This window comes from Candidatus Methanoperedens nitratireducens, assembly GCF_000685155.1.
Taxonomy (GTDB): Archaea; Halobacteriota; Methanosarcinia; order Methanosarcinales; family Methanoperedenaceae; genus Methanoperedens; species Methanoperedens nitratireducens.
The window spans coordinates 134,897-161,387 of sequence record NZ_JMIY01000004.1 but is presented as its reverse complement, the minus strand read 5'-3'; the positions used below and the strand labels follow the sequence as shown (position 1 = coordinate 161,387).

The 26,491-nt window shown below is 43.1% G+C and carries 33 protein-coding genes; 10 read left to right on the top strand and 23 right to left on the bottom strand.

The window, feature by feature from the left end; translation table 11 throughout:
* The first annotated feature begins 301 nt into the window (after positions 1-301).
* Complete coding sequence (locus ANME2D_RS09225) at positions 302-991, top strand: dolichyl-phosphate beta-glucosyltransferase (RefSeq protein WP_048090883.1); 690 nt, start codon at positions 302-304, stop codon at positions 989-991.
* Here ANME2D_RS09225 and ANME2D_RS09220 read toward each other — a convergent pair.
* The gene (locus ANME2D_RS09220; protein ID WP_048090881.1) at positions 959-3,199 is read right to left on the bottom strand and encodes a bifunctional alpha,alpha-trehalose-phosphate synthase (UDP-forming)/trehalose-phosphatase; all 2,241 of its coding nucleotides are present in this window, start codon (positions 3,197-3,199) and stop codon (positions 959-961) included. The genes ANME2D_RS09225 and ANME2D_RS09220 overlap by 33 nt on opposite strands.
* A gap of 293 nt (positions 3,200-3,492) precedes the next feature.
* Positions 3,493-4,779, bottom strand: a complete 1,287-nt coding sequence (locus ANME2D_RS09215; protein ID WP_048090879.1) for an amidohydrolase family protein — start codon at positions 4,777-4,779, stop codon at positions 3,493-3,495.
* A 355-nt stretch (positions 4,780-5,134) separates the two neighbouring features.
* On the opposite strand from ANME2D_RS09215, the gene ANME2D_RS09210 reads away from it, so the two are divergent.
* Together ANME2D_RS09210 and ANME2D_RS09205 are read left to right on the top strand one after the other, a co-directional pair.
* Positions 5,135-5,383: a type II toxin-antitoxin system HicB family antitoxin gene (locus ANME2D_RS09210; RefSeq protein ID WP_048090877.1), complete on the top strand. Its 249-nt coding sequence runs from the start codon at positions 5,135-5,137 to the stop codon at positions 5,381-5,383.
* Between the two features lie 14 nt (positions 5,384-5,397).
* Positions 5,398-5,607 carry a type II toxin-antitoxin system HicA family toxin gene (locus tag ANME2D_RS09205; protein WP_198527397.1) on the top strand — a complete coding sequence of 70 codons (210 nt, stop codon included), beginning with the start codon at positions 5,398-5,400 and terminating at the stop codon, positions 5,605-5,607.
* Positions 5,608-5,795: 188 nt separating this feature from the next.
* Here the strand turns inward: ANME2D_RS09205 and ANME2D_RS09200 are convergent, their stop codons facing one another.
* Both ANME2D_RS09200 and ANME2D_RS09195 read right to left on the bottom strand, forming a co-directional pair.
* Complete coding sequence (locus ANME2D_RS09200) at positions 5,796-6,173, bottom strand: toxin-antitoxin system TumE family protein (RefSeq protein WP_048090873.1); 378 nt, start codon at positions 6,171-6,173, stop codon at positions 5,796-5,798.
* Positions 6,170-6,460, bottom strand: coding sequence for a hypothetical protein (locus tag ANME2D_RS09195; RefSeq protein WP_048090871.1), 291 nt, complete (start codon positions 6,458-6,460; stop codon positions 6,170-6,172). The genes ANME2D_RS09200 and ANME2D_RS09195 overlap by 4 nt, the downstream gene beginning before the upstream one ends.
* Before the next feature lie 233 nt (positions 6,461-6,693).
* Here ANME2D_RS09195 and ANME2D_RS09190 point away from each other — a divergent pair, with 233 nt between their 5' ends.
* Complete coding sequence (locus tag ANME2D_RS09190; RefSeq protein WP_048090869.1) at positions 6,694-6,921, top strand: type II toxin-antitoxin system HicB family antitoxin; 228 nt, start codon at positions 6,694-6,696, stop codon at positions 6,919-6,921.
* Positions 6,918-7,058, top strand: a complete 141-nt coding sequence (locus tag ANME2D_RS18690; RefSeq protein ID WP_241763342.1) for a type II toxin-antitoxin system HicA family toxin — start codon at positions 6,918-6,920, stop codon at positions 7,056-7,058. Before ANME2D_RS09190 ends, ANME2D_RS18690 begins: the two co-directional genes overlap by 4 nt.
* Before the next feature lie 302 nt (positions 7,059-7,360).
* On the opposite strand, the gene ANME2D_RS09180 is transcribed toward ANME2D_RS18690, so the two are convergent.
* Positions 7,361-7,576 (bottom strand): hypothetical protein, encoded by a 216-nt coding sequence (locus ANME2D_RS09180; protein WP_048090867.1) that lies wholly within the window; start codon positions 7,574-7,576, stop codon positions 7,361-7,363.
* Between the two features lies 1 nt (position 7,577).
* Positions 7,578-8,000, bottom strand: a complete 423-nt coding sequence (locus ANME2D_RS17385; RefSeq protein ID WP_277812931.1) for a type II toxin-antitoxin system VapC family toxin — start codon at positions 7,998-8,000, stop codon at positions 7,578-7,580.
* A 279-nt stretch (positions 8,001-8,279) separates the two neighbouring features.
* Between ANME2D_RS17385 and ANME2D_RS09170 the strand changes: the two genes are divergently transcribed.
* Positions 8,280-8,471 (top strand): hypothetical protein, encoded by a 192-nt coding sequence (locus ANME2D_RS09170; protein WP_048090863.1) that lies wholly within the window; start codon positions 8,280-8,282, stop codon positions 8,469-8,471.
* Positions 8,468-8,902, top strand: a complete 435-nt coding sequence (locus tag ANME2D_RS17380) for a type II toxin-antitoxin system RelE family toxin (RefSeq protein ID WP_081810213.1) — start codon at positions 8,468-8,470, stop codon at positions 8,900-8,902. The genes ANME2D_RS09170 and ANME2D_RS17380 overlap by 4 nt, the downstream gene beginning before the upstream one ends.
* Here the strand turns inward: ANME2D_RS17380 and ANME2D_RS09160 are convergent.
* The 9 genes from ANME2D_RS09160 to ANME2D_RS09125 form a co-directional block, all read right to left on the bottom strand.
* Positions 8,895-9,194 carry a hypothetical protein gene (locus ANME2D_RS09160; RefSeq protein WP_048090861.1) on the bottom strand — a complete coding sequence of 100 codons (300 nt, stop codon included), beginning with the start codon at positions 9,192-9,194 and terminating at the stop codon, positions 8,895-8,897. The genes ANME2D_RS17380 and ANME2D_RS09160 overlap by 8 nt on opposite strands.
* Positions 9,194-9,331, bottom strand: a complete 138-nt coding sequence (locus ANME2D_RS17990; protein ID WP_157834043.1) for a hypothetical protein — start codon at positions 9,329-9,331, stop codon at positions 9,194-9,196. The genes ANME2D_RS09160 and ANME2D_RS17990 overlap by 1 nt, the downstream gene beginning before the upstream one ends.
* Positions 9,315-9,710, bottom strand: a complete 396-nt coding sequence (locus ANME2D_RS16895; protein ID WP_052368754.1) for a type II toxin-antitoxin system death-on-curing family toxin — start codon at positions 9,708-9,710, stop codon at positions 9,315-9,317. The genes ANME2D_RS17990 and ANME2D_RS16895 overlap by 17 nt, the downstream gene beginning before the upstream one ends.
* Before the next feature lie 3 nt (positions 9,711-9,713).
* Complete coding sequence (locus ANME2D_RS09150; RefSeq protein ID WP_048090860.1) at positions 9,714-9,962, bottom strand: hypothetical protein; 249 nt, start codon at positions 9,960-9,962, stop codon at positions 9,714-9,716.
* 208 nt (positions 9,963-10,170) lie between these two features.
* The gene (locus tag ANME2D_RS09145; RefSeq protein ID WP_048090858.1) at positions 10,171-11,718 is read right to left on the bottom strand and encodes an argonaute/piwi family protein; all 1,548 of its coding nucleotides are present in this window, start codon (positions 11,716-11,718) and stop codon (positions 10,171-10,173) included.
* The gene (locus ANME2D_RS09140; RefSeq protein ID WP_048090856.1) at positions 11,711-13,204 is read right to left on the bottom strand and encodes an ATP-binding protein; all 1,494 of its coding nucleotides are present in this window, start codon (positions 13,202-13,204) and stop codon (positions 11,711-11,713) included. The genes ANME2D_RS09145 and ANME2D_RS09140 overlap by 8 nt, the downstream gene beginning before the upstream one ends.
* A gap of 110 nt (positions 13,205-13,314) precedes the next feature.
* Positions 13,315-13,554 (bottom strand): hypothetical protein, encoded by a 240-nt coding sequence (locus ANME2D_RS09135; RefSeq protein ID WP_048090855.1) that lies wholly within the window; start codon positions 13,552-13,554, stop codon positions 13,315-13,317.
* 46 nt (positions 13,555-13,600) lie between these two features.
* Positions 13,601-16,000, bottom strand: a complete 2,400-nt coding sequence (gene nrdD, locus ANME2D_RS09130) for an anaerobic ribonucleoside-triphosphate reductase (RefSeq protein WP_081810212.1) — start codon at positions 15,998-16,000, stop codon at positions 13,601-13,603.
* 48 nt (positions 16,001-16,048) lie between these two features.
* Positions 16,049-16,306 (bottom strand): glutaredoxin family protein, encoded by a 258-nt coding sequence (locus ANME2D_RS09125; protein WP_048090852.1) that lies wholly within the window; start codon positions 16,304-16,306, stop codon positions 16,049-16,051.
* A 202-nt stretch (positions 16,307-16,508) separates the two neighbouring features.
* On the opposite strand from ANME2D_RS09125, the gene argS reads away from it, so the two are divergent.
* Positions 16,509-18,203, top strand: a complete 1,695-nt coding sequence (gene argS / locus ANME2D_RS09120) for an arginine--tRNA ligase (protein WP_048090850.1) — start codon at positions 16,509-16,511, stop codon at positions 18,201-18,203.
* 172 nt (positions 18,204-18,375) lie between these two features.
* Positions 18,376-19,191 (top strand): molybdopterin synthase, encoded by an 816-nt coding sequence (locus ANME2D_RS09115; RefSeq protein WP_048090848.1) that lies wholly within the window; start codon positions 18,376-18,378, stop codon positions 19,189-19,191.
* 297 nt (positions 19,192-19,488) lie between these two features.
* Here ANME2D_RS09115 and ANME2D_RS09110 read toward each other — a convergent pair whose 3' ends face one another.
* The 8 genes from ANME2D_RS09110 to ANME2D_RS09080 all read right to left on the bottom strand — a co-directional run bounded on the left by ANME2D_RS09110 (position 19,489) and on the right by ANME2D_RS09080 (position 25,702).
* The gene (locus ANME2D_RS09110) at positions 19,489-20,340 is read right to left on the bottom strand and encodes a beta-ketoacyl-ACP reductase (RefSeq protein ID WP_048090846.1); all 852 of its coding nucleotides are present in this window, start codon (positions 20,338-20,340) and stop codon (positions 19,489-19,491) included.
* A gap of 5 nt (positions 20,341-20,345) precedes the next feature.
* Positions 20,346-21,524: an acetyl-CoA C-acetyltransferase gene (locus ANME2D_RS09105; protein ID WP_048090844.1), complete on the bottom strand. Its 1,179-nt coding sequence runs from the start codon at positions 21,522-21,524 to the stop codon at positions 20,346-20,348.
* Positions 21,525-21,589: 65 nt separating this feature from the next.
* The gene (gene fabG / locus ANME2D_RS09100) at positions 21,590-22,330 is read right to left on the bottom strand and encodes a 3-oxoacyl-ACP reductase FabG (protein WP_048090842.1); all 741 of its coding nucleotides are present in this window, start codon (positions 22,328-22,330) and stop codon (positions 21,590-21,592) included.
* Complete coding sequence (phaC, locus tag ANME2D_RS09095; RefSeq protein ID WP_048090840.1) at positions 22,327-23,466, bottom strand: class III poly(R)-hydroxyalkanoic acid synthase subunit PhaC; 1,140 nt, start codon at positions 23,464-23,466, stop codon at positions 22,327-22,329. The genes fabG and phaC overlap by 4 nt, the downstream gene beginning before the upstream one ends.
* A gap of 27 nt (positions 23,467-23,493) precedes the next feature.
* The gene (locus ANME2D_RS09090; protein WP_048090838.1) at positions 23,494-24,048 is read right to left on the bottom strand and encodes a poly(R)-hydroxyalkanoic acid synthase subunit PhaE; all 555 of its coding nucleotides are present in this window, start codon (positions 24,046-24,048) and stop codon (positions 23,494-23,496) included.
* The gene (locus ANME2D_RS09085) at positions 24,045-25,151 is read right to left on the bottom strand and encodes a hypothetical protein (RefSeq protein ID WP_048090836.1); all 1,107 of its coding nucleotides are present in this window, start codon (positions 25,149-25,151) and stop codon (positions 24,045-24,047) included. Before ANME2D_RS09085 ends, ANME2D_RS09090 begins: the two co-directional genes overlap by 4 nt.
* A 60-nt stretch (positions 25,152-25,211) precedes the next feature.
* On the bottom strand, positions 25,212-25,364 hold the full coding sequence (locus ANME2D_RS17985) for a hypothetical protein (RefSeq protein WP_157834042.1): 153 nt from the start codon (positions 25,362-25,364) through the stop codon (positions 25,212-25,214).
* Positions 25,365-25,381: 17 nt separating this feature from the next.
* On the bottom strand, positions 25,382-25,702 hold the full coding sequence (locus ANME2D_RS09080; RefSeq protein WP_048090834.1) for a hypothetical protein: 321 nt from the start codon (positions 25,700-25,702) through the stop codon (positions 25,382-25,384).
* A gap of 421 nt (positions 25,703-26,123) precedes the next feature.
* Between ANME2D_RS09080 and eif1A the strand changes: the two genes are divergently transcribed.
* Complete coding sequence (gene eif1A, locus ANME2D_RS09075) at positions 26,124-26,438, top strand: translation initiation factor eIF-1A (protein ID WP_198527395.1); 315 nt, start codon at positions 26,124-26,126, stop codon at positions 26,436-26,438.
* Positions 26,439-26,491 lie beyond the last annotated feature (53 nt).

The window sequence follows — 26,491 nt, the reverse complement described above, 5'->3', positions numbered from 1 at the left end:
AAAGATGGATGGATCGATTTGTTAGTTGAATATCGGAAATTACTTATCAAACAGTCCACTAGATCATGGCAATCAGATATGCAGGTTAAATAAATACGACCCTGTAGTTTGTCACACACTGATGTAACCTACCGGAAAGTTAATCGTAGGAGAGAGTCACTTATAAATAACAAGAGACCAGTTAATTAAGTATAGAGAGTGGAGTGAGTGGTATATATATCGCTTATACTACAGTAACTAAATGGGCAAATATATATAGCAGTGCATTAATTACTGTCAAAAATTATTCAGACGGGTTAACATGAAACTATCCCTTATCATTCCCGCATACAATGAAGAAAAAAGGATTAATAAAGTCATTAGTTCATACTCTTTTTTCCTTGATAAAAAGTATGACTATGAGCTTATAGTTGTATGCGATGGAGATGATAACACACCACGAATTGTTCAGGGCATGATGGCAGATAATCCGCGCATAAAGCTGCTTGAGTTCTCTGAGAGGCAGGGAAAAGGCGGAGCTATACTTCAGGGGCTCAGAGAATCATGTGGAGAAGTGGTAGGATTTGTTGACTCAGATGAAGCAGTCTCTCCAGGGGAGTTCGAAAGATTAATCGATGCTTTAGATTGCACTGATTGTGCCATAGCATCACGGCGGGTAAAAGGGGCACAAATCTCTGTTAACCAGCCCTTGAAGCGAAGGATTTCAAGCAGGATGTTTAATATCCTGGTAAACCTGCTGTTTGGCCTTGGTATCAGGGACACACAATGCGGCGCCAAAGTATTTAAAAGAGAAGTCCTTGATCTGCTGCTTCCTGTATTTAAAACAAGAGGATTTGAGTTTGACGTGGAACTTCTGTGGAGAATAAAAAATGCAGATTTTAAGATCAAAGAAGTCCCCATTACCTGGAAACATGAGGAAGGCTCAACATTCAGCCTGAAATACTCAAGTATGATGTTTTTATCTCTGCTGCGGATTAGGCTTTATCAGTGAGGTTCTAGCCAGTTGCTCAAGCAGACCCAGAACATCCATATAGCTGTGCACATTAAACCTGGCACAGGATTGAGACATTCCAACTTTGATTGAGTAAGCTGCCTCAGGAAGTGCCCTGAACAGGTCCTCATCAGTCAGATCATCGCCTATCCCCAGTACAAAATCGCAGTTATTTTTTGAGATCCAGTACAGCCCGGCATTGCCTTTATTCACACCTGCATTTCTGATCTCAACTACTTTACTTCCCTGCAGTACCTGAACATCTATATTGGCAGTAAAATTTACCAGGGCATCAATGAGTTCCTTTGCCCGCAGTGAGCCCTGCTCAGAGTCGGCTTTACGGTAGTGCCATGCAATAGAGAAATCTTTCTCCTCAATAGATGCACCCGGTACTCTATCCACATACATTTTAAGTATAGGAAGAATCTGGGCTTTCCAGCCGTTCCTCAATGGTTTTATCATCTTCCAGTCTTCGTCTATCTCCCTGATCCATATGCCGTGCTCTGCAACCAGGTTGATATTGAGCATACCAAACCATTCTTGAAGTGTATCTTTATCCCTCCCGCTGATCAGAACAACCTCGATTTTGCTAATTTCCGAGAGGCATCTGAGGATCTTTAAAATTTCCTCATCTGGCTTTGCCATCCTGGGGCTTGGCGCAAAAGGGGCAAGTGTTCCATCATAATCTAAAAAGATAATACCTCGTCTGGCTTTTTTAAAATCTTTGATCATTTGCTCCATTATGTTAGTTCTTAATAATCTACCCTCAGACCTTATCTGCTCTTCCCGGCTCTGGAGCAAATTATTAACGAAATCATCTGCCCAGCCGACCACGTCATAGCGGCTGAGCCTGTCCTGCATAACCTTGTTGCGCTTAACCTGTTCCTCATGAGGCATTTCCAGTGCTACACACAGGGCATCTGCAACTTCCTCTTTATTATTCGGGTTAATGATGATAGCCTCTCCAAGTTCCTTTGAAGCCCCTGCCATTTCGCTGAGGATTAAAACGCCAGTTCCATCAGTTCTTGCTGCAAGGTATTCTTTTGCTATGAGGTTCATGCCGTCCCTTAATGGCGTGATCAGAGCAACATCGCTAACAGTATACAGGGTAACCAGTGAGCTGAATGGCAGGAATCTGTACAGGTATAATATTGGTGTCCATTCTATGTCACCGAATCGTCCATTAATCCTACCTACCAGCTCATCTATCTCCTTCTTCATCTGCTGGTAGTGTTCTACTCCTACGCGAGAAGGAACAATCACAAGGATAAGAATGACCTTTCTGTGCCATTGTTTATTCATCTCAAGAAAGAGTTCGTAACATTGTAATCGGTTGATGAGACCCTTTGTATAATCCAGCCGGTCTATTGAAAGGATGATCTTATAATCTGCCAGTGTATTCTTAAGTACGTCTTTCTTATTCTGAACTTCCAGACTGCTCGCAGCATTATTGAACTTAGTAAATTGTATTCCCATGGGAAATGTATCTGCTTTAACAATATGATCCCTCTGGATTATCTTACCCATAGTATGCTCATGACCTAAAATACGCAGTACGCACCTTAAGAAATACTGCGTGTATTCGTGTGTATGAAATCCCACAAGATCTGCTCCTAAGATACCTTCTAATATCTCAACTTTCCACCTCTTCGGAAGGAGTCGAAATATTTCAAAGGACGGAAAAGGGATATGAAGGAAAAATCCTACCGGGTTATTGGGCATCCTGTCCCTTATAAGTTTAGGAAGTAGCATAAGATGATAATCGTGCACCCATACCACATCATCCGGCCTTATTATTTCCATAATCGCATCGCAGAACACCTCGTTCACATGCTTATAATATTCCCAGTAATCCTCATCATACACAGCATAGGTAGGAAAATAGTGGAAAAGAGGCCAGATCGTCTTATTGCAAAATCCATGATAGAATTTTTCCATAGACTTTTTTGAAAGAAATACAGGGTAAGAGTGAAATTCAGATAGTGCTCTTGACTTCAACTCTTCTTTCATCCCATTATTGTCATCAATTGTAATACCTGGCCAGCCGATCCATATACACTCAGACATAGTAAATGATGAATTCTTCAATGAGTCCATATATGCGCTTAAGCCCGATACCAGGCCTCCTACACTCTCCCGAAATTTCAATCCGCCTTCTTTTTCCACCACAGTGATAGGCAACCTGTTTGATACTATAAGTATTCTCATGCATTACCACTCTCCAGGACCATTATGTCAGGCCTCCAGTCCAGCATTACATTCGTTCTCTGGCTATCCCCATCTTATTATAACCATAGTATATTTTATTAGTTTAAAATATAAGCCGTTATATAATATTCTGTTTGAGTTACTGTAAATCCTTGAGATCTATCTTCCTTATAGGACTATATGTTTTATATTGCTAAAAATCTTTTCGGCTTGCTGATGGTTGGAGGCGAGCGCTGAAATAAACGTATCAACACAATTATCTCACGAAATGGGCTGCCCTGCAACGCAATCTGCTACTTCAGGCCCAACTTGTAGAGTTTAGCGGCATTCATCCGCATCACCATGATGGCGATCTCCCGGGCCCTGGCGCGTGAGACCTCGCCAGCGCGGATCATCTCGCTTAGCGCAATTGTTAGCGCTATTCGCGCGTTGGTGATGCCAATCCAGGCGGAGAGTTCCCAGGGTGTATCCGGCCCGAACTCGGCCGCGTCGCTCCCGAACAGGACGCGGTCGGGGTGCTGGGTGAGCCAGTCGCGCAGGATCCTCGCCAGCCGCTCCGGTGGATACATGAACGCCATCCCCGAGGTATCAACATACACGTTCGGCCGCCAGAGAAGGCCGCCGGCGTGAGAGGCGAAGATGCCGCCGCCGTGAACGAACAGGAAGTTCGTGTTGCTCAGCGTCGGGTCGGTGATCGCCGACTCCAGGAGCAGCGGATCAGCTTCGGCGGTGTGATAGAAGCTGCCGGGACCTTCGAACGAGTGTACGTGGACCACCATGCCGAGGCGACCCGCTTCGCGCGCGATGTGGCGGAAGATGTAGTCCTGGAGTGCCTTGTACTCTGCGTGCGATGGTACGCCGCCCTTGACGTACCTGGCGTAGACAGCGTTCGCGGTCTGTGCCGGGACCTCGGCGAAGTGGAGCGAGCGCATCAGCGCTGCCTCGAACTTCACCGCGACACAGCCTGCCTTTTGCTGCGCCTCTATGGTCGGGGTCACAACTGTCTTGAAATAGGCGTCAAGGGTGGGCGGCAAGCTCATGACCTTGAGATCGGCCATGTAGCGCCTGAGGAGCGCCTCCTGATGCGGGTAGAACTTCTCACGGTCCGGCGAGACCCTGGCCTCCGCCCTGGTTGACAGCGGGAACATGAGCGCGTCGACAAACGATACCCAGCGGAAGCGCGGCGGCTCCAGCCCAGGGCCCATCGCGACACGGTTGGTGAGCATCACCTCGGTGCCGATCCTGCCGAGCACCCAGGTGGGGAAATTGTCGCCCTGCTCGCTGAGAACCTTGCCGACGGATTCACGCAGTTCGGGCATATGCGCCTCGGACAACTCTGCGTGCGGATAGCCGTACAGCGCCCTGGCGGCGGCCACCCAGTTCGGGTGATCCGGCATGAGGGTCACCGCGACAGGGAACGGAGATATTTCGTGGAGCGGCAGCGCATCGGCATCGGGATCTTCCGGCGCGGTCGTATTTGCGTGCGTGTGGTTATCTACCGCCTTGATCCTGTCGATGAAGGCGGCGAGCTCCGCGTCCACCGGAAATTTTTGAATAATTTTATCATCAATTTTGGCCATGATTATTTTCCTCCTTTTTGATATACACCTCGCCTGATTGTTTATTCACCGCTCCCTTTTAAGAAAAAACTATCAAGTAAGCCTTCGCTATTATTATTTCGTTTATTCACATTCGTATAAATAAATTTCTGCATTATTCGCCCGTTCCCCCGCCGCGCCACCCACATGAGAGCACCGCCACTTATTCGATTATGCGGCGCTGGTTTTTATATGAGGTAGCGGCGGGAGGTGCACAAAAATAATTGATACACTACTACCTTCGGTACCTGACAAAGCATTTAAAGGTAAATCGTAATATGATAGAGTAACCTTAAAAACCGTTGGATAATCAAATTTATTGATTGAGGTGCTTTAAATGCCAGAAACCATGATTGATATTAAAATAGAGAAGCTTGAAGAAGGAGGCTATCTTGCAACAAGTGAGATTCTGCAGGGGCTAATAGCACAGGGCAGGACAATCGCAGAGACTATAGAGATTGCACAGGATGTTGCTAAAAAATTAATCGAGTCATATATTGAACATGGAGACCCGCTTCCTTTTGAGATTGAAAAAAAGAAGGATCTAATAATAACTACCAGTGTTCCAGTAAGTATTAATGCATGACAAGACTTCAATCAATGACTGCAACTGATGCTATTAAGAAGCTTAAAAAAGTTGGATTTGTTTTTGACAGGTATGCAAAGGGAAGCCATGAGATCTGGTATAATCCAATTACAAAGAGAAGAGTTACAATTCCCAATCATCCGGGTGTAGATATCCCAAAAGGTACCCTAAGGGCAATAATAAAAGAGGCGGGATATTCTATTGAAGATTTTATTCGATTATGATAAAAGCTCTATACCTTAAAACATAAGGAACCGCAGATGAACGCGGTTTATTCGTAGATGCACCTTCATCCGCCTGCTCCCCCGCCACGCCATCCGAATGAGAGTGCCGCCTGTTCGATTATCCGGCGCTTGGTTTTGTTAAAGGCAATAATAGATAATATATTAGTTTGCAAGATAAGGCAGTGGGCTTAGATAATTATTTTATCAACTATTATATCAATGACAGTTTTTAAATCGACGCCAGGAGACGCATGTACTCCCTTATCATCGTGCATATGATTGGGAAAAGTATCAACTTCCTTATGGTGTGGTACGTTATCCCACCGTGCTATTAAACTATCATTCTCAGATTGCCATTGATATTTATATTTGAGTCGGTTGGTCATATTATCCTGAATTTCAACAAATTCAATAAAATAGAGAACCGATACATCAATTAGCTCAATCCTGCCCTTTAAATATCCTATGTGCTCATCAATTTCATCAAAATCTATAGAAAAATGAGTAACTACCGGACAGTCTCTAATAACCGTTTCAATTTGAGAGTAATACTCCCGGGATCTCATAGGCTAATCCCTGACAATATATCCAGCTTTTTACTCCAATTATCAAGGCCCTTTTTTGCAGCATACCAATCAAAGAAATCATCACGCTCGTCCAACTCCCCTGATTCAAATTTTCTCATAAAAATATCTGAACTCATCCCATATTTAGTCTCAAAATTTTTACAGATATTAGCGTATTTAGCTCTTTTATGTTTTGCAATACGCTCATCCAGAGCTAAAGCAGAGCGAATCACATTACTTACTTCCTTTAAAGAGAAATCCTTTTTCACATTAACTGTTAAAGCCATAATTATTTCTCACGCTTAATATTGATATGATATATGCTTATAAATAACCATTGATTCCTGATATGCTTGTCGATTAACTACAAACTGTATCGTCCCGCCGCGCCATCTGCATGAGAGCGCCGCTGCTTCTTGGATTATGCTACTGCTTTTTATATGAGGCGGTGGGAGGTGAGCGCAGAGGCAGGGAGACGATTATTTAAATAGCAGATATACAAATATCATACGTGATCTATATGAAGCATAAACTGCTAAACTTCACTGTTCTTATCGAGCAGGATGAGGATGGAGTGTATATAGCGAAAGTACCGGACATTTCGGGCTGCTATACGCAGGGCAAAACTGTAGAGCAGGCTATGGAACGCATAAAAGAAGCTATACAGGTTTGCCTCGAAGCTGATAGGGAAGAAGAGATTCTGCCTTTAAAATTTATTGGAGTACAGCAGTTAGAGGTTAAGGTATGACAAGACTCCTTCCTGTCTCTGGAAGGAAGATGTGCAAAATTATTGAGAAACTTGGCTTTGATAAAGTCCATCAGGTCGGAAGTCATGCAAGATACATACATCCAGATGGAAGGAGAACTGTTGTGCCTCTGCATTGAGACGAAGAACTCAGCATAGGTTTGCTCAAAGAGATATTGAAGCAGATCAAAATTTCGCGGGCAGTATATGAAAAGCTGAGGCAGGAAGTATAGTTTTTATATCTCTTATCTTCTTTATATTCCGCCGCGCCACTCGCATGAGTGCGCCACAATTTATTGAATTATGCGGCGCTGTCTTTTATATGAGGCGGCGGCGGGCAATTAACATGGCGATTGGTTGGAGGCGATGGAGTTTTAAGAAGATGAGGGCGATTGATGCCAGAGATTGGCAGTTTTTCATGCTTTCTGCGAATCTTTAAGCTCTAAGCATTCAATGTCTTCTCCATCTGCTTTGCCTTGCGCAATACTTCCTCAAGACTCATTTTTTTTGTGATATCCCTGAGTTCTCTTGTTGCGTCTCCGATCCTTGGGGTTATCGTCTGAAGATAAACGAGATATTCCTCTGCGCTAAGCTCTCTTTTCAGTATATTGAATACCTTTTCCATTACTTTAGGAGATTCTACAGCAGCTTCAGACATTCTATACCTCACAGGGGTTTCTAATTGTTATCTTATATCTCAATATGCATTCAGCCTTATTTAAAATGATATCATCAGTTGTTATAAAAACTTCAGCTTTATTTTCTATCGCAACTGCTATGTGCAAAGCATCCATAGCATCGATGGTACATGCCTGCATGAGTTCAGCGGCTAATCTTTCGATAGTATTGGTAGCGACAGCAAAACTGTTTGTGACATGTCTCACTAATGATAGAACTGTTTCCTCTTTTATTTTTGGTGTTATCATGGAGATTTCGGCAAGTAAAATGCTTGAACCTATGATCTCAAGCTCCCTGGCATCTACTCTTCTAAAGATCTCAGCTATGGCATTTGATTCTTGAAGAATCCGTTGATTAGATGGATCATCAAAAGGTCTACACCAAGCACATGTATCTAAATAAATCCGCTTAATAGATTCACCGCATCTCCTTTATGTTTATTCACCTAAATATAATCATCTAATAACGATAATTTCATGGGTGTGCCCTCATCCGCCCGCTCCCCCGCCGTGCCATCCGCATGAGTGCGCCGCCGCTTATTGGATTATGCGGCGCTTGGTTTTATATGAGGCACATGTGGGCGGAAATGCCAGTATAGGAGAGAGCAGCAGATACACCATGTTAATGATTGACTATACAATATCACAAAAACTTTTTATTATACTTCAAACAACTTAAATAATATGAGCATCAGTGCTAACAAAGAAATACTCACTCACCTGATAAAAATTGAGAATCAACTAACAATGTTGAACTCAAAAATAGATAACTTTCTTGGATTTGAAGAGCTATCTGAGGAGGAGCTTGAAGAGCTTGATAGAATTGAAGAAGAGATGGAAAAGGGAAATAAAATCTCTTTAGATGAAATTATATGAGTTTTAAACTTTTCTTAAGCTCTGATGCTGCTAATTTTCTTAAAAATCTTGAAAAAGAGAATAAACATAGAATTATTGAAAAACTAAAGCTGCTTGAGGATAATCCATTCAGCCTGCCTTATAGAAAGATCAAAGGTAGAGAAAATACCTATCGGATAAGAGTTGGAGATTTCAGAGTAATTTATTCGATCTCTGGAACAGAAATTAGAGCGATAAAGATTGGAAGACGGGAAGGGGTTTATAAGAATTACTCAGATCAATTGATGCATCTTCATCCGCCCGCTCCCCCGCCGCGCCATCCGCACGAGTGCGCCGCCTGTTCGATTATGCGGCGCTGCTTTTTATGTGAGGCAGCGGCGGGAGGCGAGCGCAGTGATGGGTGTATCATTTTGATTCTCTGCGCTCTTGGCGTGCTCTGCGATGTTAGTTGATAATTACCGCAGAGTCTTCTATCTTTAAATTGTTGCTTTGTTTGCTTGCTTTTACCGGTTGAAGTTGATCCGTTTTTTCATACCAGGATGCAAAGATTAGATAGTTAATTTTTATGAACCATAAGTAATTAATGTCCGGCGCCGCACTAAAAGAAGAGACAGACTGCGCAGATTTATTGTGCCGGGTCTGTATTAATGCGGTGCAGATTCGTTGTCGGCGCTGGAGACAAGGCTGCGCCAGGCGATCATCTATATCTTTTTTCCATGTCTGACCAGCAGAGATATCTTCCATTACATCTTTTCCATTATTTCAAGAAATTCTCTATCCTCTTTCAGAACTTCCTCTATCTCTTTTAGCGCAACTTCCTTTGGTACTTCTATTTTCTCCAGTTTGCCTTTTCTCAGTAAATACCTAGTAAAGGTTTCCATTTTCGAGCCTCCTGTATAACCAGTTTATTAATTCTGAATATGATATTTCGTTATTTGCAATCTTTAAGGATATATACACGAGTCCTGCCAGTGGAGTGTTTAATTTGAATCCATTCTTCTTAAGGAAAAGTTTCATGATCTCTGTGCCAGTCCTCTTATTACCATCAACAAATGGATGTCCCTGGATTATTTCAAACCAAAAAACAGCAGCAATAGTAGCAATCTGCCGTTTATAGTCTTTCTTAGGAACTTTAGCCTCTATCTTAGCGATTATGAAATCGATTATTCCCCTATTCAGTACCGTGCCACCCAATTTCTGGTTGATGGTGATAATATCATCTGTGCTTGGAATTAAAATATCTTTCTCTGCTTCCACCATCGCTTACTCCTGCACTTTTGGCATGTTTTCTGTAAAGGCTATGAGATAGCGCACAAGCTCACTGCCTGCAAGTAGATGCCAGCCAGGGCGCTCTCCGAGGAAAGCGCCGGGTTTTGGTAAGAAGGAGGCAGAGGATGGCGGGCTATAATAACGTTTGGGGTTTTTTATAAATGCAGAACAATCAATATCCGGCGCTTCCGCAAAGAACGAACCGCAGATGAACGCCCCGAGTCGCGCCTCGGGAGGGCGCATCCACGTATGCCCCTGCGAGGCATACGTGTCTATGCATAGCGGCGGGCATGACGCCGATGAACGCAGATTTGTTATGCCGGGGGTGTACAGGCGCGGCGCGGGCTCGTTGTCGGCGGGGCTGTGCCAGTGGAGGCGCTCTTCTAATAGTGGGGCATGTTTTTGTTCAGGGGAGACGCAGAGAGTTGAAAGCATAGTTATATCCCCGTACCTACATATAAAATCTGTAATGATTTTGAAGTGGTTTACCTTTAGGACGTTCCGATAATACTTCTCCTACCCTTTTAGAAAATGCAAGTGTTATTGGCAAATATGTAGCAAAAGCAGTAGTATTCCAATTGAGTTTTGTTAAACCTAAGATTTCTTTGCATATCTCTTCAATTTCTGAATCTCCTTTATGATGAATCAATAAGGGTTGTGGAATACTATGACCTGGATAAGTTCTAATTCTGGGAGTGTAACCTGAAGTGTATAATATATGTTCGCTCTCAGATAAAGATATTAAAGTTCCTCTCAAAACTGGATACGATCCCATTCTCATAAAACGGATTCCGTTATTTCTTTTAGAAATAGCCACAAAATCCTTCTTAGCATTCTTGTTGGTAGCTTCAATAGCTGATTTAAAACCATTCTCTTCAGCTTTACTAAACATTGTCGATTTATGAATAACTACTCTGGATGGGGTCCTCCCTGCTTTTTTTATATATGTATGAATCACGTCTTTTAATAGGTCTTCAGCTTGATTTTGTGATAGATGAGACTCTTTTGTTTTTTCATCAATATAAACCTCAGTTCCCCTTAGAACAAGCCCTTCTCCATTATGTGTAAAAACCTGTGCCATTGAAGTTTGAATATCTTTGTTAAAACTTAATTTATCATAATAGAAAGAGATGCCAACATAGCATGTATCTTGTCTTAGTTTGGCAAGCCTCCATGGTTTTCCATTCGCCTTATAATAAAGTGCTGTAGAAAGATTCCATGCAAAGGAGGCAGGATCTTGTCTAGTTCCCATTTTACCTTTCTCATAATTTAGGATTGTATCACAGGTAGATTCCCTTAATAATTGAATCGGTACAGGTGATTGTAAATCCATAATTTTTCCTTTTAACGCATTTCTAAAATCATAACCTTTAAATTTTGGTTTTTCCTCTTCTACGCTCACTCCCCATCGGGACAAGAAACTCTGATTTTGTTCTTTAAATGCTTGAATTTGTTTTTCTAATGGAGTGGGTTTCGGTGTTTTTGCACCTCTTGTTTTTTCAGATATTCCGCAGAATTCCTCGATATCACGAGGAATCATACATAAGACAACATCTGGAGGATTATCCTCATATGTCAAAATATTTTCAATCTTATTGTAATATAATTCAACGGCTGCTCCAATTCGTTCATTTGGTTCTGAGATTTCTAGCAACCTATTAATCTCATCCTCCAAAATGGTCTCTTTCCAGTTCTCCGACAATTCAATCGAACAATGAAACTTTGTATCTTTAGACATTCCAGGAAAAGGAGGATAAAGCCATTTATTTCTATCATCACTTTCTACCTGATCGCTGATTAAATCAACTATTTTTTTGGCTTTCTCATTAGCAGATTTATTACCTACCATACCTAATCTGGTTTTCTCTATTGACGAACTTTCTGTAGAGTAATGAAAAGGTCCAAAATATTTAAGGCCTAAACGTGGGTCTTTCTCTTCATGCATACCTCCAAAAACCAAACTTTCCTCTTCTAGGTAATTTGCCTCAATTTTACTCAAAATCAGTCCCCTCATAGCTCTCGCTATTTAATTCGTCATCAATTTCCAATCTAAACTCTGAGGATGGAATATCATAAATTATTCCCACAGGTAATTCAACAGTTAAAGGCTCGGAACTAATTGTAAGATAATCGCCTATTTGGATGTCTCCCCCATTGCCTAACTGATGCATCCAAAAAAGCACTGTGTTTAGATACATACTGTTATATCTATCATAAGAAAGTCTTGTGATAATTGTCCCTTCTTCCGGCCCTGTACGAGGATTTCTTCCATCATCTGTAATAACAAAAGTTGGAAGTATCCTATAAAAGAAACCTTTCCTTCCAAGTTGAATAAAATTTGGTGAAAATGCTACATGCCAGTAAATGAAATCTTTTAACTGTTCAGCATACATTTTCGCTGCAACTTCTTTTGTTGCCCTTCTATACCTGCTATGCCATTGCTCTTTTCTGTTATCTTCCTCTAGTGTATAGTAAAATTTATTTTTATTTTCAAAATAATACAAACCTTTGGCGATAGCATAATGCCTCATCTCTCTATTAAGAAGCTCGACTATAATTCTATTTTTATCTTCATCATCTAACCATGTTTCAATTGATTCTTTTCTAATGGTTTGCGGTATGACAAGTTTTCTGTAAGAGTTATACTCTTCTGCTAAATTTTCAAATGTCACTATGCTATTATTCCAAATTTTGAACTTATGCTGCCACTCTGGAAAAATACCTTCCTGTTTGAGAAGAACCTTTATTGAAACATTATCATAATCTTTCTTTTGGCCAATATATACATACTCAGGCATTTTTGTTACTTTAAACAAATTACTATAAATTTTTTCAGAGATTTTATCTGGTTCTCCACTTAAAACTGATAGACGATATTGTTCTTTCTCAAGCCGTTTTTTAATTAACTGAAGCTCATACGAACTGGGATGTATATTTTGTGTACCACGTCGATAAAAATATTCATCTTTTGAAAAAACAACCTTTTCCTTTTCTCCTTTTTTATACTTACCTTCTTTATTAGGTTTTAGTAAAATATACGACGGTGGAATAAAAATTATTGCAAATTTATTAGATATCGAATTGACTTTTTGCCTTACTTCTTCTTTCGCTTTAATAAATAAATCTTTAAAATCTTTATTTAATTCCTTATATAACAATTCTATGGGGGAGTCGGTGAATGAATTAAATTTTTCCTGCAAAGTTGCTTGATCTACTTTATAATCTTCTGGAAGCCCTACAGGAACGAACATATTGGGGCTAGTCTCCTCCCAGCCTATTAATATCCACCCTCCGCCATAATTACTAAAAGCAAAGATATCTTTTGCTATTTCAGGAAAATCAGAGTCTTTTCGTATTGATATTATCTTTTTAAAATCTAAGATTGGGCTTTCTTTTCTCTGCGAAATTAAAAAATCGACGACATAATCACTAAGCGGTTCAGCTTCAACTTCATTAATGACTATACCACCAACTACTTCTCGCATATTTTTGTCAATTAATATTTTTAGTATTTTTATACTTTACTACCTTTTTCCATTGATTCACATAGATATCTACTAGGATTAGGCGAGAGGTAACTCGCCTAAGTCTTTATCTAATTATATTCAAATCTATACAAGGTTTTATTACCCACTCTTACTGCTATTGGAGGAAGTAATTTATTATCAGAGGGATATTTATAGTTACCATTTTTACTCTTAGCAATTATTCTGATCTGTTCCTTCTTCCCTTTGGGCTTTCTGGCATTCGGAGATGCATAAAGAACCATCATCTTTTCTTGAAAATCATATAAGTAATCTCCTTTGCCTATGAGCTTATTACTATCTTGTAACATTGTCACCTCCTGTCCTCGATGGACCATTTAATCGATTTAATTGCCATCACCCCCCTCCCACCCCGTATCTCTTCCTGTCCTTTAGCTCCTGCTTCTTCCCGTCATTCCACCCCGACACAGCCTGTATATACCCCGTCACCCTGCTCAGATGCTCCACGTTCTCGCTCTCGCAGTTGGGGCATTCCTTCAGCAGCCCGGACGCAACATGGAAATCATCCATGCACACGGTCATGTCCCTTGTGAAAGCAAAATACCCGACCTGGGTGTTCTTTGCTATGTTCATGGCAAACTCCTTGAGCCCGCGCGGGTCAGGCGCTGCCTCGCCAAGCCATATGTGCAGTATATTGCCCCCGTCCACGATAGGGAAGAAGACCTCCTCTATCTTGATGCGCTGCGGGAGCGATACATCCGCGCCGGGGGGTACGTGCGTGCCGTTGGTGTAATATATGGGCAGGTCGCGCGTCTCGGATAGGCGCGACAGCGCTGCCTGGGCATTCCCTTTGATAAGCGGCTCTGTGCACTTTCTGTATTCCTTGTGCAAAAGATCTGAGACCGCAAAGCGCTGCGCCGTGGTCTCTGCTGGCGTGCGCGCCAGGGCTATTTCCATCCCGTTCTTCTCGCCCAGTTCCTTTGCATAGAACTTCATCTCGAACATCGCCCTTATTGCCAGCCGCCTGGCATCCTCGCTCTCATGTACCTGTTTGCCTGTGTGGTACTGCACCATCTCGTTGATCCCCACAACGCCTATGGTGTACACAAGCCCCTTCAGGTCAACAGCGATCTCGCCGCGCTTTTGCGTGATCGGGTCCTTGGGTCTCTGTGTTGCAAAAGGCATCCTGTTATTCCTGGTTATGATATCCATCCATTTACGCTTGATCTTGAAGAGCTCAATGCACATATCCATCATGTTCTTTAATTCCCGGAAGAGCTGCTCATCATCCTTTTTAGCCTTATAGGCAGCGCGCGGGCAGTTAACCGAGACCACCTGCCATGCACCCATCGAGAAATGCTTCCCATCCCTGAAGTACATCTTATCCTCAAACTCGGAGTCCTTATCATGCGAGGAGGAGAAGTTATAGGCACAACACTGGTAGCAACTGATGCCTTTCCCCGCGCCCCTGTATTCAGGTAGTTGGTTATCAAAATACGGGGCGCCGTATTTGGCTGCAAGTTCAAACGCCTTTGTGTAGAGATCATCGTAGCTCGGGACTTCAGGATGCGAGCGGTTGAACTCATCGTTCTCCTCCATGAAATCAGGCTCTATGCTGATCTCAGGCTTCGGGAAGTTAAACGGCTTTCCCCAGTAATCCCCTTTTAGCATCACGTTCATCAAGGCCTCAAATGACAGGCGCACCTCGCGCTCAAACTCGCCGTATGTGCGTTTTGGCGCCGCCACGCCATCATATACCCTGCCTTTATACACTACGGGCTTATCCCGCCACAGCCCGGGAACACCGGGGGACAGTTGTACCGATGAGAATACAAGCTGCCCTCCCCTTGCCACCATCATCTGGGTCATCTCGTAAACGAACATCTGCATGAGCTGCTCAATCTCTTCATAGCCCATGCCCTCAAAGTAAGGTGCCATAAAGGTGAGGAAATTATAGAACCCCTGCCCTCCTGCGAAGTTCGTCTGCGCGCTGCCCAGTGCCTTAACAGCATGGAGTATTGCCACCTCAGGCTTCTTTGCTGGCCCTGCCACGCTTGCCTTTGTGCCGCTTCCATCCGGCATGAGACCGTAGTAAAAGAAATAGCGCAGATCCCAGTCCTGGCAGAATGCGCGTGTTCCCAGGTACTCAAGGTCATGTATGTGGATATCGCCATTTAAGTGCGCATCCGCCAGTCGTGGCGGAAGCATGAGAAGGTACTGCTCCTTGCTCATCTTGTCAGCTTTCTTTTTGTGCGAAGTTTCGGCATTCTCCTGAAGATTCGCGTTATCCCTTGCCTCAAAACCGGTGCCCATATCGATCTTGTAGGCATCATAAACAGGCGTGCCTACCCTTGTCGAGATGTTCCGCCATTCGATATGGCCGCGTTCAAGAAGTATAATATTGACCAGTTCACGCACCAGGGGACCGGAGAGGAATTTCACGCCCATGTCCTTTATCCTTTTCTCGGCTTCCTTCGCTATATCACGGGCTTCTTCCTCAGTGATCGGTGCCTCCCCGTAGAACTGCTCACTGAGTTTTGTTTCTTTTAGAAGCTGGTTCACTATGGCATTCCTGTCCCAGTCTATAAGGTGACCATCTGTTGTCCTGATCTTGGGTATAACCGATGCTGGATAACCACCAAGGGTCCTCTGTATAGTCTGGACATCCTTTGCTATCGGGATATTTTTTATTTTTCCACTCTCCGGGGTTTGCTGTATTCTGCTAAAAGCCCCTGCTAATTCCCTTCTGTGCCCTTTTATAGGGTTTGGTACCTGAATCTCGATATATTTACCCATGACATTCCTCCTTTTCTCCAGAGTATAACCTGAGAATAACGAATCCTGCTAAGCGTTAAGAAGGTTATCCAGCTTGCTCTGATCGATCCTGTCCTGGCTGAATAGCTCTTTGTATGTATAGAACCTGCTGCCTATCTGTAGTACGGGAGCGGTCATAGTGAACACGCCGTTCATCCGAAGCTCTGTCAGTGCTGCCGGTGTGGCCATATCTACCTCTTTATACGGTATGTTTTTTTTGTCAAGCAATTGCTTTAGCAGCCTGCAATTAGGACAATTAATGGTAGAGTATATCAGGACATCTTGCATTGCTGTATCTCCTTTTAGGGTAGGAGTACATTTCAAAGATAATAACCGTTTTCCAAACCAAATTTGAATACAATTATTTATCATTTATTACCTGGTTTTTTATCAGATATGATTAATTAGAATCAGCATCATTACCATAGTATTTACCAGATACCACACGATTAAGAAAAAATTATGTACTTAGCCTGTGTGTTAACTGTTCATGTTTCTTAGATTTAAAGATGAAGTTGCATCAGTATTATCCAGTGCATTAGCGAAAGCCGGGTTTGAGATCGATGATCTGGCACTGCATGAATCGCCACATGCTGATATAGCATCTTCTGTAGCGTTCAGATTAGCCCCGGAATACAAACGCAATCCAAAAGAGATATGCGAGGCTATCTATAAGAACATAAGAATAACCCCGGACTCCTATATCGAGAGAGCAGAGATGGTAGGGCCTTATATCAACTTTTTTGTAAGCCGCACCCTCCTGAATGAAACCGTCTTACGTGTTCTGCTTGAGAGGGAGGATTTTGGAGTGCTTGAGAAGAAAGGAGCGGTTATCCTTGAGCATACATCTGCCAATCCTGACGGCCCCCTGCATATCGGGCATATAAGAAATTCAGTGATCGGTGATACACTTGCCAGGATATTGAAACGCGCAGGCTATGATGTCAGGACACAGTACTACATAAACGATATGGGACGGCAGATCGCAGTCGTTGTGTGGGGACTCATGAACTTCGAGTTCGATAAGACCAAAAAGCCGGATCATGCGATTGCAGAGATCTATATCAATGCCAACAAGACCCTGGTCGATGAAAAAGAGCACTCACCTGAAGTGGATGCCCTCATGAAAAAATACGAGAACGGAGACCCTGAGACCGTCCAGAGATTCAAGGACGCCATAGACACGGCGATGCATGGTATAGAAGAATCCCTGCGGCGCATGAATATCAGCCATGATGAATTTATCTGGGAGTCCCGGTTCGTGCGCACAGGTGATGTCAGCAGGGTGATGGAGAGAATCAAAAAACTTAATTGTGCCATGATAAAGGACGGGGCTCTTATGGTTGACCTGAAGGATATGGATATCCAGAAGCCCCTGGTGGTACAGCGCTCTGATGGTACATCCCTTTATACAACCCGTGATCTCGCATACCATGAGTGGAAAGCAGCAATGTGCGACCGCATGATCGATATTCTCGGAGCAGATCACAAGCTCATCTCATCCCAGCTTAAAGCAGTGCTCAGGCTCCTTGGCCTGCCTGAGCCTGAGATAGTCATCTTTGAGTTCGTTTCCCTTCCTGAGGGCTCAATGAGCACGCGGCGCGGCGTTTTCATCTCTGCCGATGAGCTGCTGGATGAGGTAGAGAGAGCCGCATATTCAGAAGTAAATAAAAAGCGGCCTGATACTGATGAGGAGTTTAAGAAAAAGGTGGCTGCTTTTGTGAGCATAGGCGCTGTGAGGTACGATATTATCCGCGTCTCACCTGATAAGGCGACCACATTTGACTGGAGGGAGGCACTGGACTTTGAGAAGCAGGGCGCACCCTTTATCCAGTATGCCCATGCCAGGGCATGCAGTATTATCAAGAACGCGCAGGATGGGGGAATTGCATTTGAGAGTTACGACCCAAATCTTCTCGTTGAGGAGCAGGAGACCGCACTGATAAAAAAACTCGCAAGCTTCGATAGCACAATCGATAGTGCATCGCGGGGGTTAAAGCCCCATATCGTCGCGATCTATGCCAGGGAACTGGCCGATGTCTTTAACCAGTTCTACAAGTATGTGCCTGTCCTCAGCGCAGAGCCCGAGTTCAGGGCTGCACGACTGGCGCTTGTTGATTGCTCAAGAATAGTCCTTGCAAACGCACTCGATACGCTCGGGATAGCAGCCCCGGAATCCATGTAGCGAGGTGTCACTCTTTGATAAAGGTTTATCAAACGAAGGGGTATGGTCTTGCGACCATACCCCCAGACCGCATAAAGCGAGGTGTCGCTAAACCTTTGATAAAGGTTTATCAAACGAAGGGGTATGGTCTTGCGACCATACCCCCAGACCGCATAAAGCGAGGTGTCGCTTTTTGAAAATAATCTCAGTAGCAGGTTATAAGAAATCAGGGAAGACAGGCCTGGTGGAGCGGATAGTAGAGGCCCTTAAGAGATACGGACAGGTTGGCACGGCAAAACACCTGCATGAGCACAGCCTGAATATCAGGGGCACTGATACATGGAAACATGCCAGGGCTGGCGCTGATGTTGTTATCGGGGTCACGCCGGATGAGCTTGTAAAATTCTCGCGGAATAATAATCTTATAAGCGCCCTGGATGAACTTGCTGATGCGGGGATGGATTTCGGGGTGGTTGAGGGTTTTAAGGAAAGCACGCTTCCCAAAATAGCACTTGGAAATCTTGAGGCTCCTAATATCGTTATGCGGCTTGATAGATCAGAGGATGCAGATATCGATGAAATAACTGATCTGGTTCTCAGGCTGCCAGAATACCATACGTCTGGTTCACTGATAAAGAGGATACGGCAATCTAAAGATATTGAGAAAGCAGGCGCTATAGGGACATTCACAGGCATTGTCAGGGCTGTAACAGGGGGAACCCGCACAGAGTTCCTTGAATTCGAGGAGTACGCCGGTATTGCGAAACAGAAAATGGATAGGATATGCTCTGAGCTTAAAGAAAAAGAGGGTATAGTGGATATCCTGATGCACCACAGGACAGGTATCATCCCGAAAGGCGGGGATATTGTGTACATTGTCGTGGCTGCTGGCCACAGAGATGAGCTTTTCCCCGTGCTAAGGGAGGCTATCGAGCGCCTGAAGGCCGAAGTTCCCATCTGGAAGAAGGAGCATACGCTGGAGGGTGAGTGGTGGGTGCATGGTGTATGACCACAGTTAGGGCAGTATTGGGAGGCTCCATTGAAATAACGCTACGTAGAACCAATATTTTTCTTTGAGTATGAGGCTTTCTTCTAAAGCATGGGTATTAAACTATACAACAGCACGAGGACTAATTTTCAAGAAAGCCCCTGCGGGGGCAAAATTATTAACAACGAACTTATACTAACTCAAAACGAACTCTTGGAGTTCGTTCCAGTTCGTTTATGTTCGTTGTTTTTAGACTATCAGATTTCAAGATGAGGAGGAAGAAATGCGTTTATACTTTCCTATACGTTAAAAAATAGATTAAATGTAGAGTCCTCCATTTATATCAATGACCTGGCCTGTTATGTAATCCCCTTCTTCTGAAACCAGATATGCCACCGCACCTGCCACCTCGGATGGCTTCCCAAGTCTTCCCAGCGGTATCTGGGCAAGAATTTTTTCCATTATTTCTTTGGGAACTGATTTTAGCATATCTGTTTCAATAAATCCTGGCGCAACAGCGTTTACGGTTATACCCTTGCCTGCAAATTCTTTTGCCAGCGTTTGCGATAGAGCTATCAATCCTGCCTTCGAAGCTGCATAGTTCGCCTGTCCGCGGTTGCCCATTCTCCCGATAACCGAGGATATATTCACAATCCTGCCGAACTTCCTCTCCAGCATACCCTCTATTACCGCTTTGGTACAGTAGAACGCTCCATCCAGGTTTACAGATAATACTTCTGTCCACATCTGGGGAGTCATTTTTACAAAAGATTTATCCCTTACTATTCCTGCGTTATTGACCAGAATATCTATTTTACCGAACTGCTTTACCACCTCGTCCCGCATCCTGTTCACCTGCTCTAAGTCATTGACGTTTGCCTGGCATATGATAGAGTGCTTGCCCATAGAATCTATTAAATCTGATACTTCCTTTGCATGCTCCTTTGTCTCCATCAGATCTATCTTCAGGGATAATCTATCAAATTCGTCCACCAGGCCCATCTGGTCTATCAGCTTTGATAACTTCTCAGCTTGCTCTTTGGTTGCCTGATAATTAATTGCAACATCTGCGCCCTCTTCCGCAAGCCGCAAAGCAATCGCCTGACCTATCCCTCTTGATCCTCCAGTGACCAGGGCGACTTTACCTTCCAATCCTGCTTTCTTTCCCATAGTATCTATCTCTTTACCACCATGGCGATACCCTGGCCTCCTCCAATACAGAGGGTTGCAAGGCCGTATGTGCCTTTTCTTCTTCTTAATTCATGCAGAAGTGTAACCAGTATCCTTGTGCCGCTGGCTCCTATAGGATGCCCGATGGCTATAGCACCGCCATTAACATTAACTCTGTCAGGGTTCAAGCCCAGTTCCCTTCTAACAGCGATACTCTGAGATGCAAAGGCTTCATTGAGTTCTATAAGGTCGAGTTTATCAGAAGTTATGCCGGCGTTTCCTATGGCTTTTTTGGTCGCACAAATTGGACCAAGACCCATCAGTTCCGGAGGAACTCCACATAACCCATAACTCTGGATGGTTGCCAGGGGTTTAAGTCCTCGGTCTTTTGCCTTTTCTTCAGACATAAGAAGAACACAAGCTGCTCCATCGTTAATTCCTGAAGCATTGCCCGCAGTTACTGTCCCTTCTTTTTTAAATGCAGGTTTTAGTTTTGCAAGTATCTCTTTTGTTGTGCCAGACCTTGGAAACTCATCTGTATCAAAGAGAACAGGCTCGCCTTTTGGTTGGGGAATCCCCACTGGAACTATTTCATCCGTGAACTTCCCCCCCTTGATTGCAGCTTCTGCCTTATTTTGGCTAATTGCTGAGAATTCATCCTGTTCTTCCCGTGTGATGCTATATTTTTCTGCTACGTTCTCCGCTGTTACCCCCATATGGTAATTGTTGAAAATATCCCATAATCCATCATGTATCATCAAATCCACAACTTCATCGTTGCCCATCTTTGCTCCCCACCGGTTTTTTTTCAACGCGTACGGGACGGTTGACATGGACTCCATGCCGCCTGCAAGGACAACATCAGCATCACCCAGCATGATGGATTGTGCTCCCAGAACAACCGATTTTAAGCCCGAGCCGCAAACTTTGTTCACGCAATAGGAGGGTACCTCTTTTGGAATTCCCGCCCAAATTGCAGCCTGTCTAGCTACATTCTGGCCATGGCCTGCGCAAAGGACATTTCCCATGACGACTTCTTCAACTTCTCTTTGTTCAACATCCACCTTTTTCAAAGCATCTTTCAATACCACAGAACCAAGTTGTCCAGGGCTAAAATCCTTTAGACTTCCCCCGAATTTCCCAACTGCAGTTCTTGTTGCTGATACTATAACTACATTATTCATTCGTTTCACCTTTTTAACCAGTCCCCTGATAGTCCCCTGAATTAATTCAGGGGTCTCAGGGGTCTTTATATCACCAATCCACCATCCACACTAAGGACCGCCCCATTAACAAAGTTTGCCTCATCTGAAGCAAGATATAAATATGCGTATGCAACATCCTTTGTTTGACCCAACCTGCGCAGTGGGGTTTTTTCTTTCATCGCTTCAAGAATTTTTTCGGGCACATTTGAGGTCATCGGAGTCACTATAAATCCGGGCGCTACTGCATTTACCCTTATCCCCTTTCTTCCAAGCTCCTTTGCCAGAGTCTTAGTCATGCCAATTAATCCAGCCTTGGCTGCAGCATAATTGACCTGGCCAATATTGCCGTACAGTCCTACAATAGAAGAAGTATTTATAATTACACCACCTCCCTGATTAACCATAACATCAACCACTGCCTGAATGCAATTAAAGGCTCCTTTAAGATTGATGTTAATAACCCTATCCCACTGCTCCTCTGTCATTTTTGATACGAAGGCATCCTGAATAATACCTCCATTATTTATTAGCACGTCGATTCTACCATAATTTCCCAGAGTATCCATAACCATCTGTTTTGATTGTTCCTTATTGGATATATCTACTTTAACAAAAAGTCCTTCGTCTCCTGCTTTCTTAATCTCTGTTACTGTTTCCCTACCGCTCTTTTCATTTATATCGGCGACAACAACCTTAGCTCTCTCTTTTGCAAACATGAGCGCAGTCTCCCTACCAATACCGCTCCCTGCTCCTGTAATAATTGCAACCTTATTTTCAAATCTCATTTTGTCCTCACCTTTGATCTTTGATTCTTCCTTTTTTGTTTAAACTTCTCTTCTCTGCTCCCATCAAGGGACCTCGGCTTTAACCACTCGGCAATCCTGGGGCAGACCTCTTTCTGGGATCTGGAGCCCACAAAGATGCCTATATGTCCTGTCGGGAAAACCAGCATCTCTTTATCCGAACTTGATACAGCATCATTCAGCGGTATACTTGCATCATTGGGAACTAAATGATCAAACTCTGCCATGACATTAAGCAGCGGCATAGAGATTTTTTCCAGATTAATCCTCTTTCCATTAAGCTCCATCTTGTTTTTGATAAGGAGGTTCTTCTGGTAGCAGTCTTTCATGAACTGCCTGAAGGTTTCACCTGCCTGGTCAGGACTGTCGAATATCCATTTTTCCATACGAAGGAAATTTTTGAAAGTTTCTTCATTTCTCTGCTGGCAGACCGCATCATCGGGTCCGGATTCGATCCGCTCAAATAGACCTACATACTTATCAATCATAAGCCTGAATAGGTCCGTGAGCAGGAATCCCGCATTCAATAAGTTCCCCGGCACTATTCCATAGTTATCCACTATACTATCTACGTCCAGGCTCTTTGCCCAGATGTGAAGCAGTCCTTTATCCGTATCAAAGTTCACGGGAGTCACCAGGGTAATCAGGTTCTTCACCTTTTCTGGATGCAGTGCCGCGTACATCACAGAAAGAGTACCTCCCTGGCATACGCCGAGCAGGCTGATTTTATCCAGTCCAGATAACTCTCTGATTTTATCCACAGCATTATTTATATAACCGTTCACGTAATCATCGATCGTGAGGTACCTATCTACACCCGAGGGATATCCCCAATCAATGATATAAATATCAAACCCCTTATCCAGCAACCTCCTTATCACACTTTTATCAGGCTGGAGGTCCAGAATATAGTACCTGTTCACAAGCGCATATACTACGAGTATTGGAACTGGATGTTGTTTTTCCGCGGTTGGGATATAATGGAGAAGTTTCATCTTATCTTCGGTATAGATGATCTCGGAAGGCGTTGTTCCAACCGAAAATTCAGGAAGGTTCAAGAAAAGTTCCATCCCCAGTTTGAATTTCTTATAATCTTCTATTAAAATAAGATCGTTCATGGTATCTCCTTCCCAAAAAAGAAAGTATTACTTTTTCTCTGATAGCTCTTTGACCTGACTGGTTAATTCCTTTACTGTTCTCTTAAGAGAATACAACTCTTTGTATATGTCGTCGAGCTCTGCCTTTGTAGGAAGATTCATCGGCTTCAGATAATTCTCTTCAAGCATTTCACGATTACGTTTTTGGAACTCCATGAAGTATGATATGAATCTTCCGTTATCAGAAGCAAAGTGATCTGATTTCAGGAATTCCTTGAAGGTCTCGCTATAAGTCTCAATCCATGCCTTGTAAAAATCCTTATATTTTTCAGGACTGATCTCTCCTTCCATCTCGCTTCCCGTCTTTTCATGCATCCTGCGCATGGCTTCCATGAATACATTCTGTAAATTTATGGAGGAATCCATCCATGCAGCATAAAGATTAACAAAGCTTGAGAAACCCTTCATCAATTTTTCGGATTTCTCGCGCGATGGACCTATGGCAGGCATTTCCACCAGCCTGCCACAGGTAGTCTCATAGGTCTTTAGCCACTGGTCAAAAAATTCCTGGGTGGGTTCAAAACTGGATTTTTCCATACTCATGTTCTATATTTTCCTGGATATGCCGGAGCTGACCCAAAGTCCGATTTTACCCAATTCTTGGATATGCTGGTAAATGTGTCCGCATATATCTTTGCTGCATTTTTTACAGGCTCCAGAATCTCTTTAAACGGGCTGACTGTGGGTGTGTTCTCAAAGAAGTTGTCAAATGCCTTTTCATACGTTTTTGCCCAGAGATTATAAAATTCTTTATATGCCTCCAGATCTGCGCTCTGTTCTGATCGTTCCTTAACTTTCTGTGACATTTTTTCAAGGGTTGCTATCCAGGACTTGTAGAGATTCAGATTAACGTTTGCGCTCCGCACGAAATACTCTAATACTTCCCTTGAAGGCCGCAAGGATTGGGCATCAAACAGCCTGCCATGGGTCTCCTGATATGTATCCAGCCATAAGGTATAGAATTCCTTATAGGCTTCAGGGCTCGCATTCCCCCGGGAAATCTCTGCTGATTTTGCAGAAAGCTTCAGCATAGAGTCAATATACGGCACGTATAGCTTCGTGTATGAATCTTTCCATAGTTTTGATATCTGCTCAAATGTCTCTGAATAGAAATCCGGTACACCCGTGACGTTCTCAAAGATTCCTTTCATATTTTGCCTGAATGGCAGTGTAAGAAGCTCGTCAAGCATTTTTCCATACGACTTGATCCACATATCATAGACTTCTTTATATTTTACAGGATCTGGTTCGCCCTGGAGTACTTCGCGGGTCGCCCTGGAATTCTCCTCTAATTCGGCAATCCATGAACTGTAGATTTTATTCGATTCCTCTGCACTAACCAGGAGTTTCTCAAATGTTTCCTTGTTGGATTCGAGGGTCGGGATTTGATAAAATTTACCGAAGCTGTTCTGGGACGTTTTCATCCATTCACCATAAAATTCCTTATATGTTTCTGGTGTAGCATCCTTTGAGAGTTCAAACGCCTTCCCGAACAGCGCTTCTGTGGATTCGAACCAGGGCTTGTATAGTTTTAAGTACGAATCCTCCCACATTTTTGAAACGGCTGTGTAGCCATCTGCCCATGTCCTGGAAATATCCTTCTTTTCTTCGTTTACATCTTTTCTCTCTTCAATTTTTTTAACCATATCTATTCATCTCTCCTAATTTATTTTATTCTCAACCAGTCCAGTAAGAATGAATCTTACTCACACCAACTTTTTGATATCAAGCAACGGTATGTGATATTCTTTAGATACCTCAAATTCAGCCTTAATCAAGGCTTCATTTTCGTTCGTACCTGCGTGCATGAATGCTATCTTTCTTTTTGAGATAGTTGTCAATACATCAAATATATCCATGTGTCACCAACCTACCCCTATGTTCCGCTCAGCATTTCTTCTAATATTTCGTCGGTATTTAGCAGGTATCTCACTCTTTCCATGTTTATTTCATCAACCCTCTTCCATGAAGACCAGTTATGGATGAGTACTTTTTTGGGAAGAAATTTCATGAAAACAGGAACTGATCCCAATGTCTTCTCTATATCTTCAAGCGTATCTTCATATAACACATCAGGGTTGGCATTGGAATAGATATTATCTCCATTTCCCACATCAAATGTGATGTCAGCTAATGACTCTTCATGATCAATTTGCTGGACGATACCCTCCGGTACATTTATTTCTTTAAATTCCATTTAATCCACCTTTTATTTAATTCACCTTTTAATTAGTCCCCTGAAGTAATTCAAGGGTCTTATTCCTGAACCCGGTAGTCCCATTGCTGCTGGGCTCTCATCACAACCCCACAACCTTAACATATCTGGCTTTGTACTAATGGTCACTCTCATATATATAGTTGCGCGTTGATATATAATTTTTCAACTATATTAATCATGGTTTGAATTAGATTATATCGTTCCCTTCGCCTCCTCTGCATCTTTGACCTGTTCATGTTAAACCAATCCTTGGAAAAAAATTGAAATCGATATCGCTAAAGTAACTACCCGATCTGAGAATCTCAAACTATTAAAGTATTGATTCTTAGCATAATGCCGAACAATCAGTAACCTTTACATATGGTTGAAACCTATATGAAAAGAATCATGAGGTATATAATTGAATAGACAGATAAACAGTAATCAGCAAACGGAAGAATTTACCAGAGTTCGCATTCCACAAAAAAGCGCGAACGAAATTCTGGGTACTGTTGAAAGCCTTTTGGGGGCAAATAAACTGCGTGTAAGGTGTATGGATGGCGTGGTAAGGCTCACCCGCATTCCTGGTAAGATCAAGAAAAGGACATGGATACGCGAGGGAGATGTAATTATTATCGTTCCATGGTCTTTTCAGAATGAGAAAGCTGATATTATTTGGAAATACAGCCCTCCTCAGGCTAACTGGCTTGAGCGCAAGGGATTTTTAAAAATCTAATATAAAGAGAAAGAAGGAGGAAGGATCATTGGCAGTGGCGGCAAGACACTGGA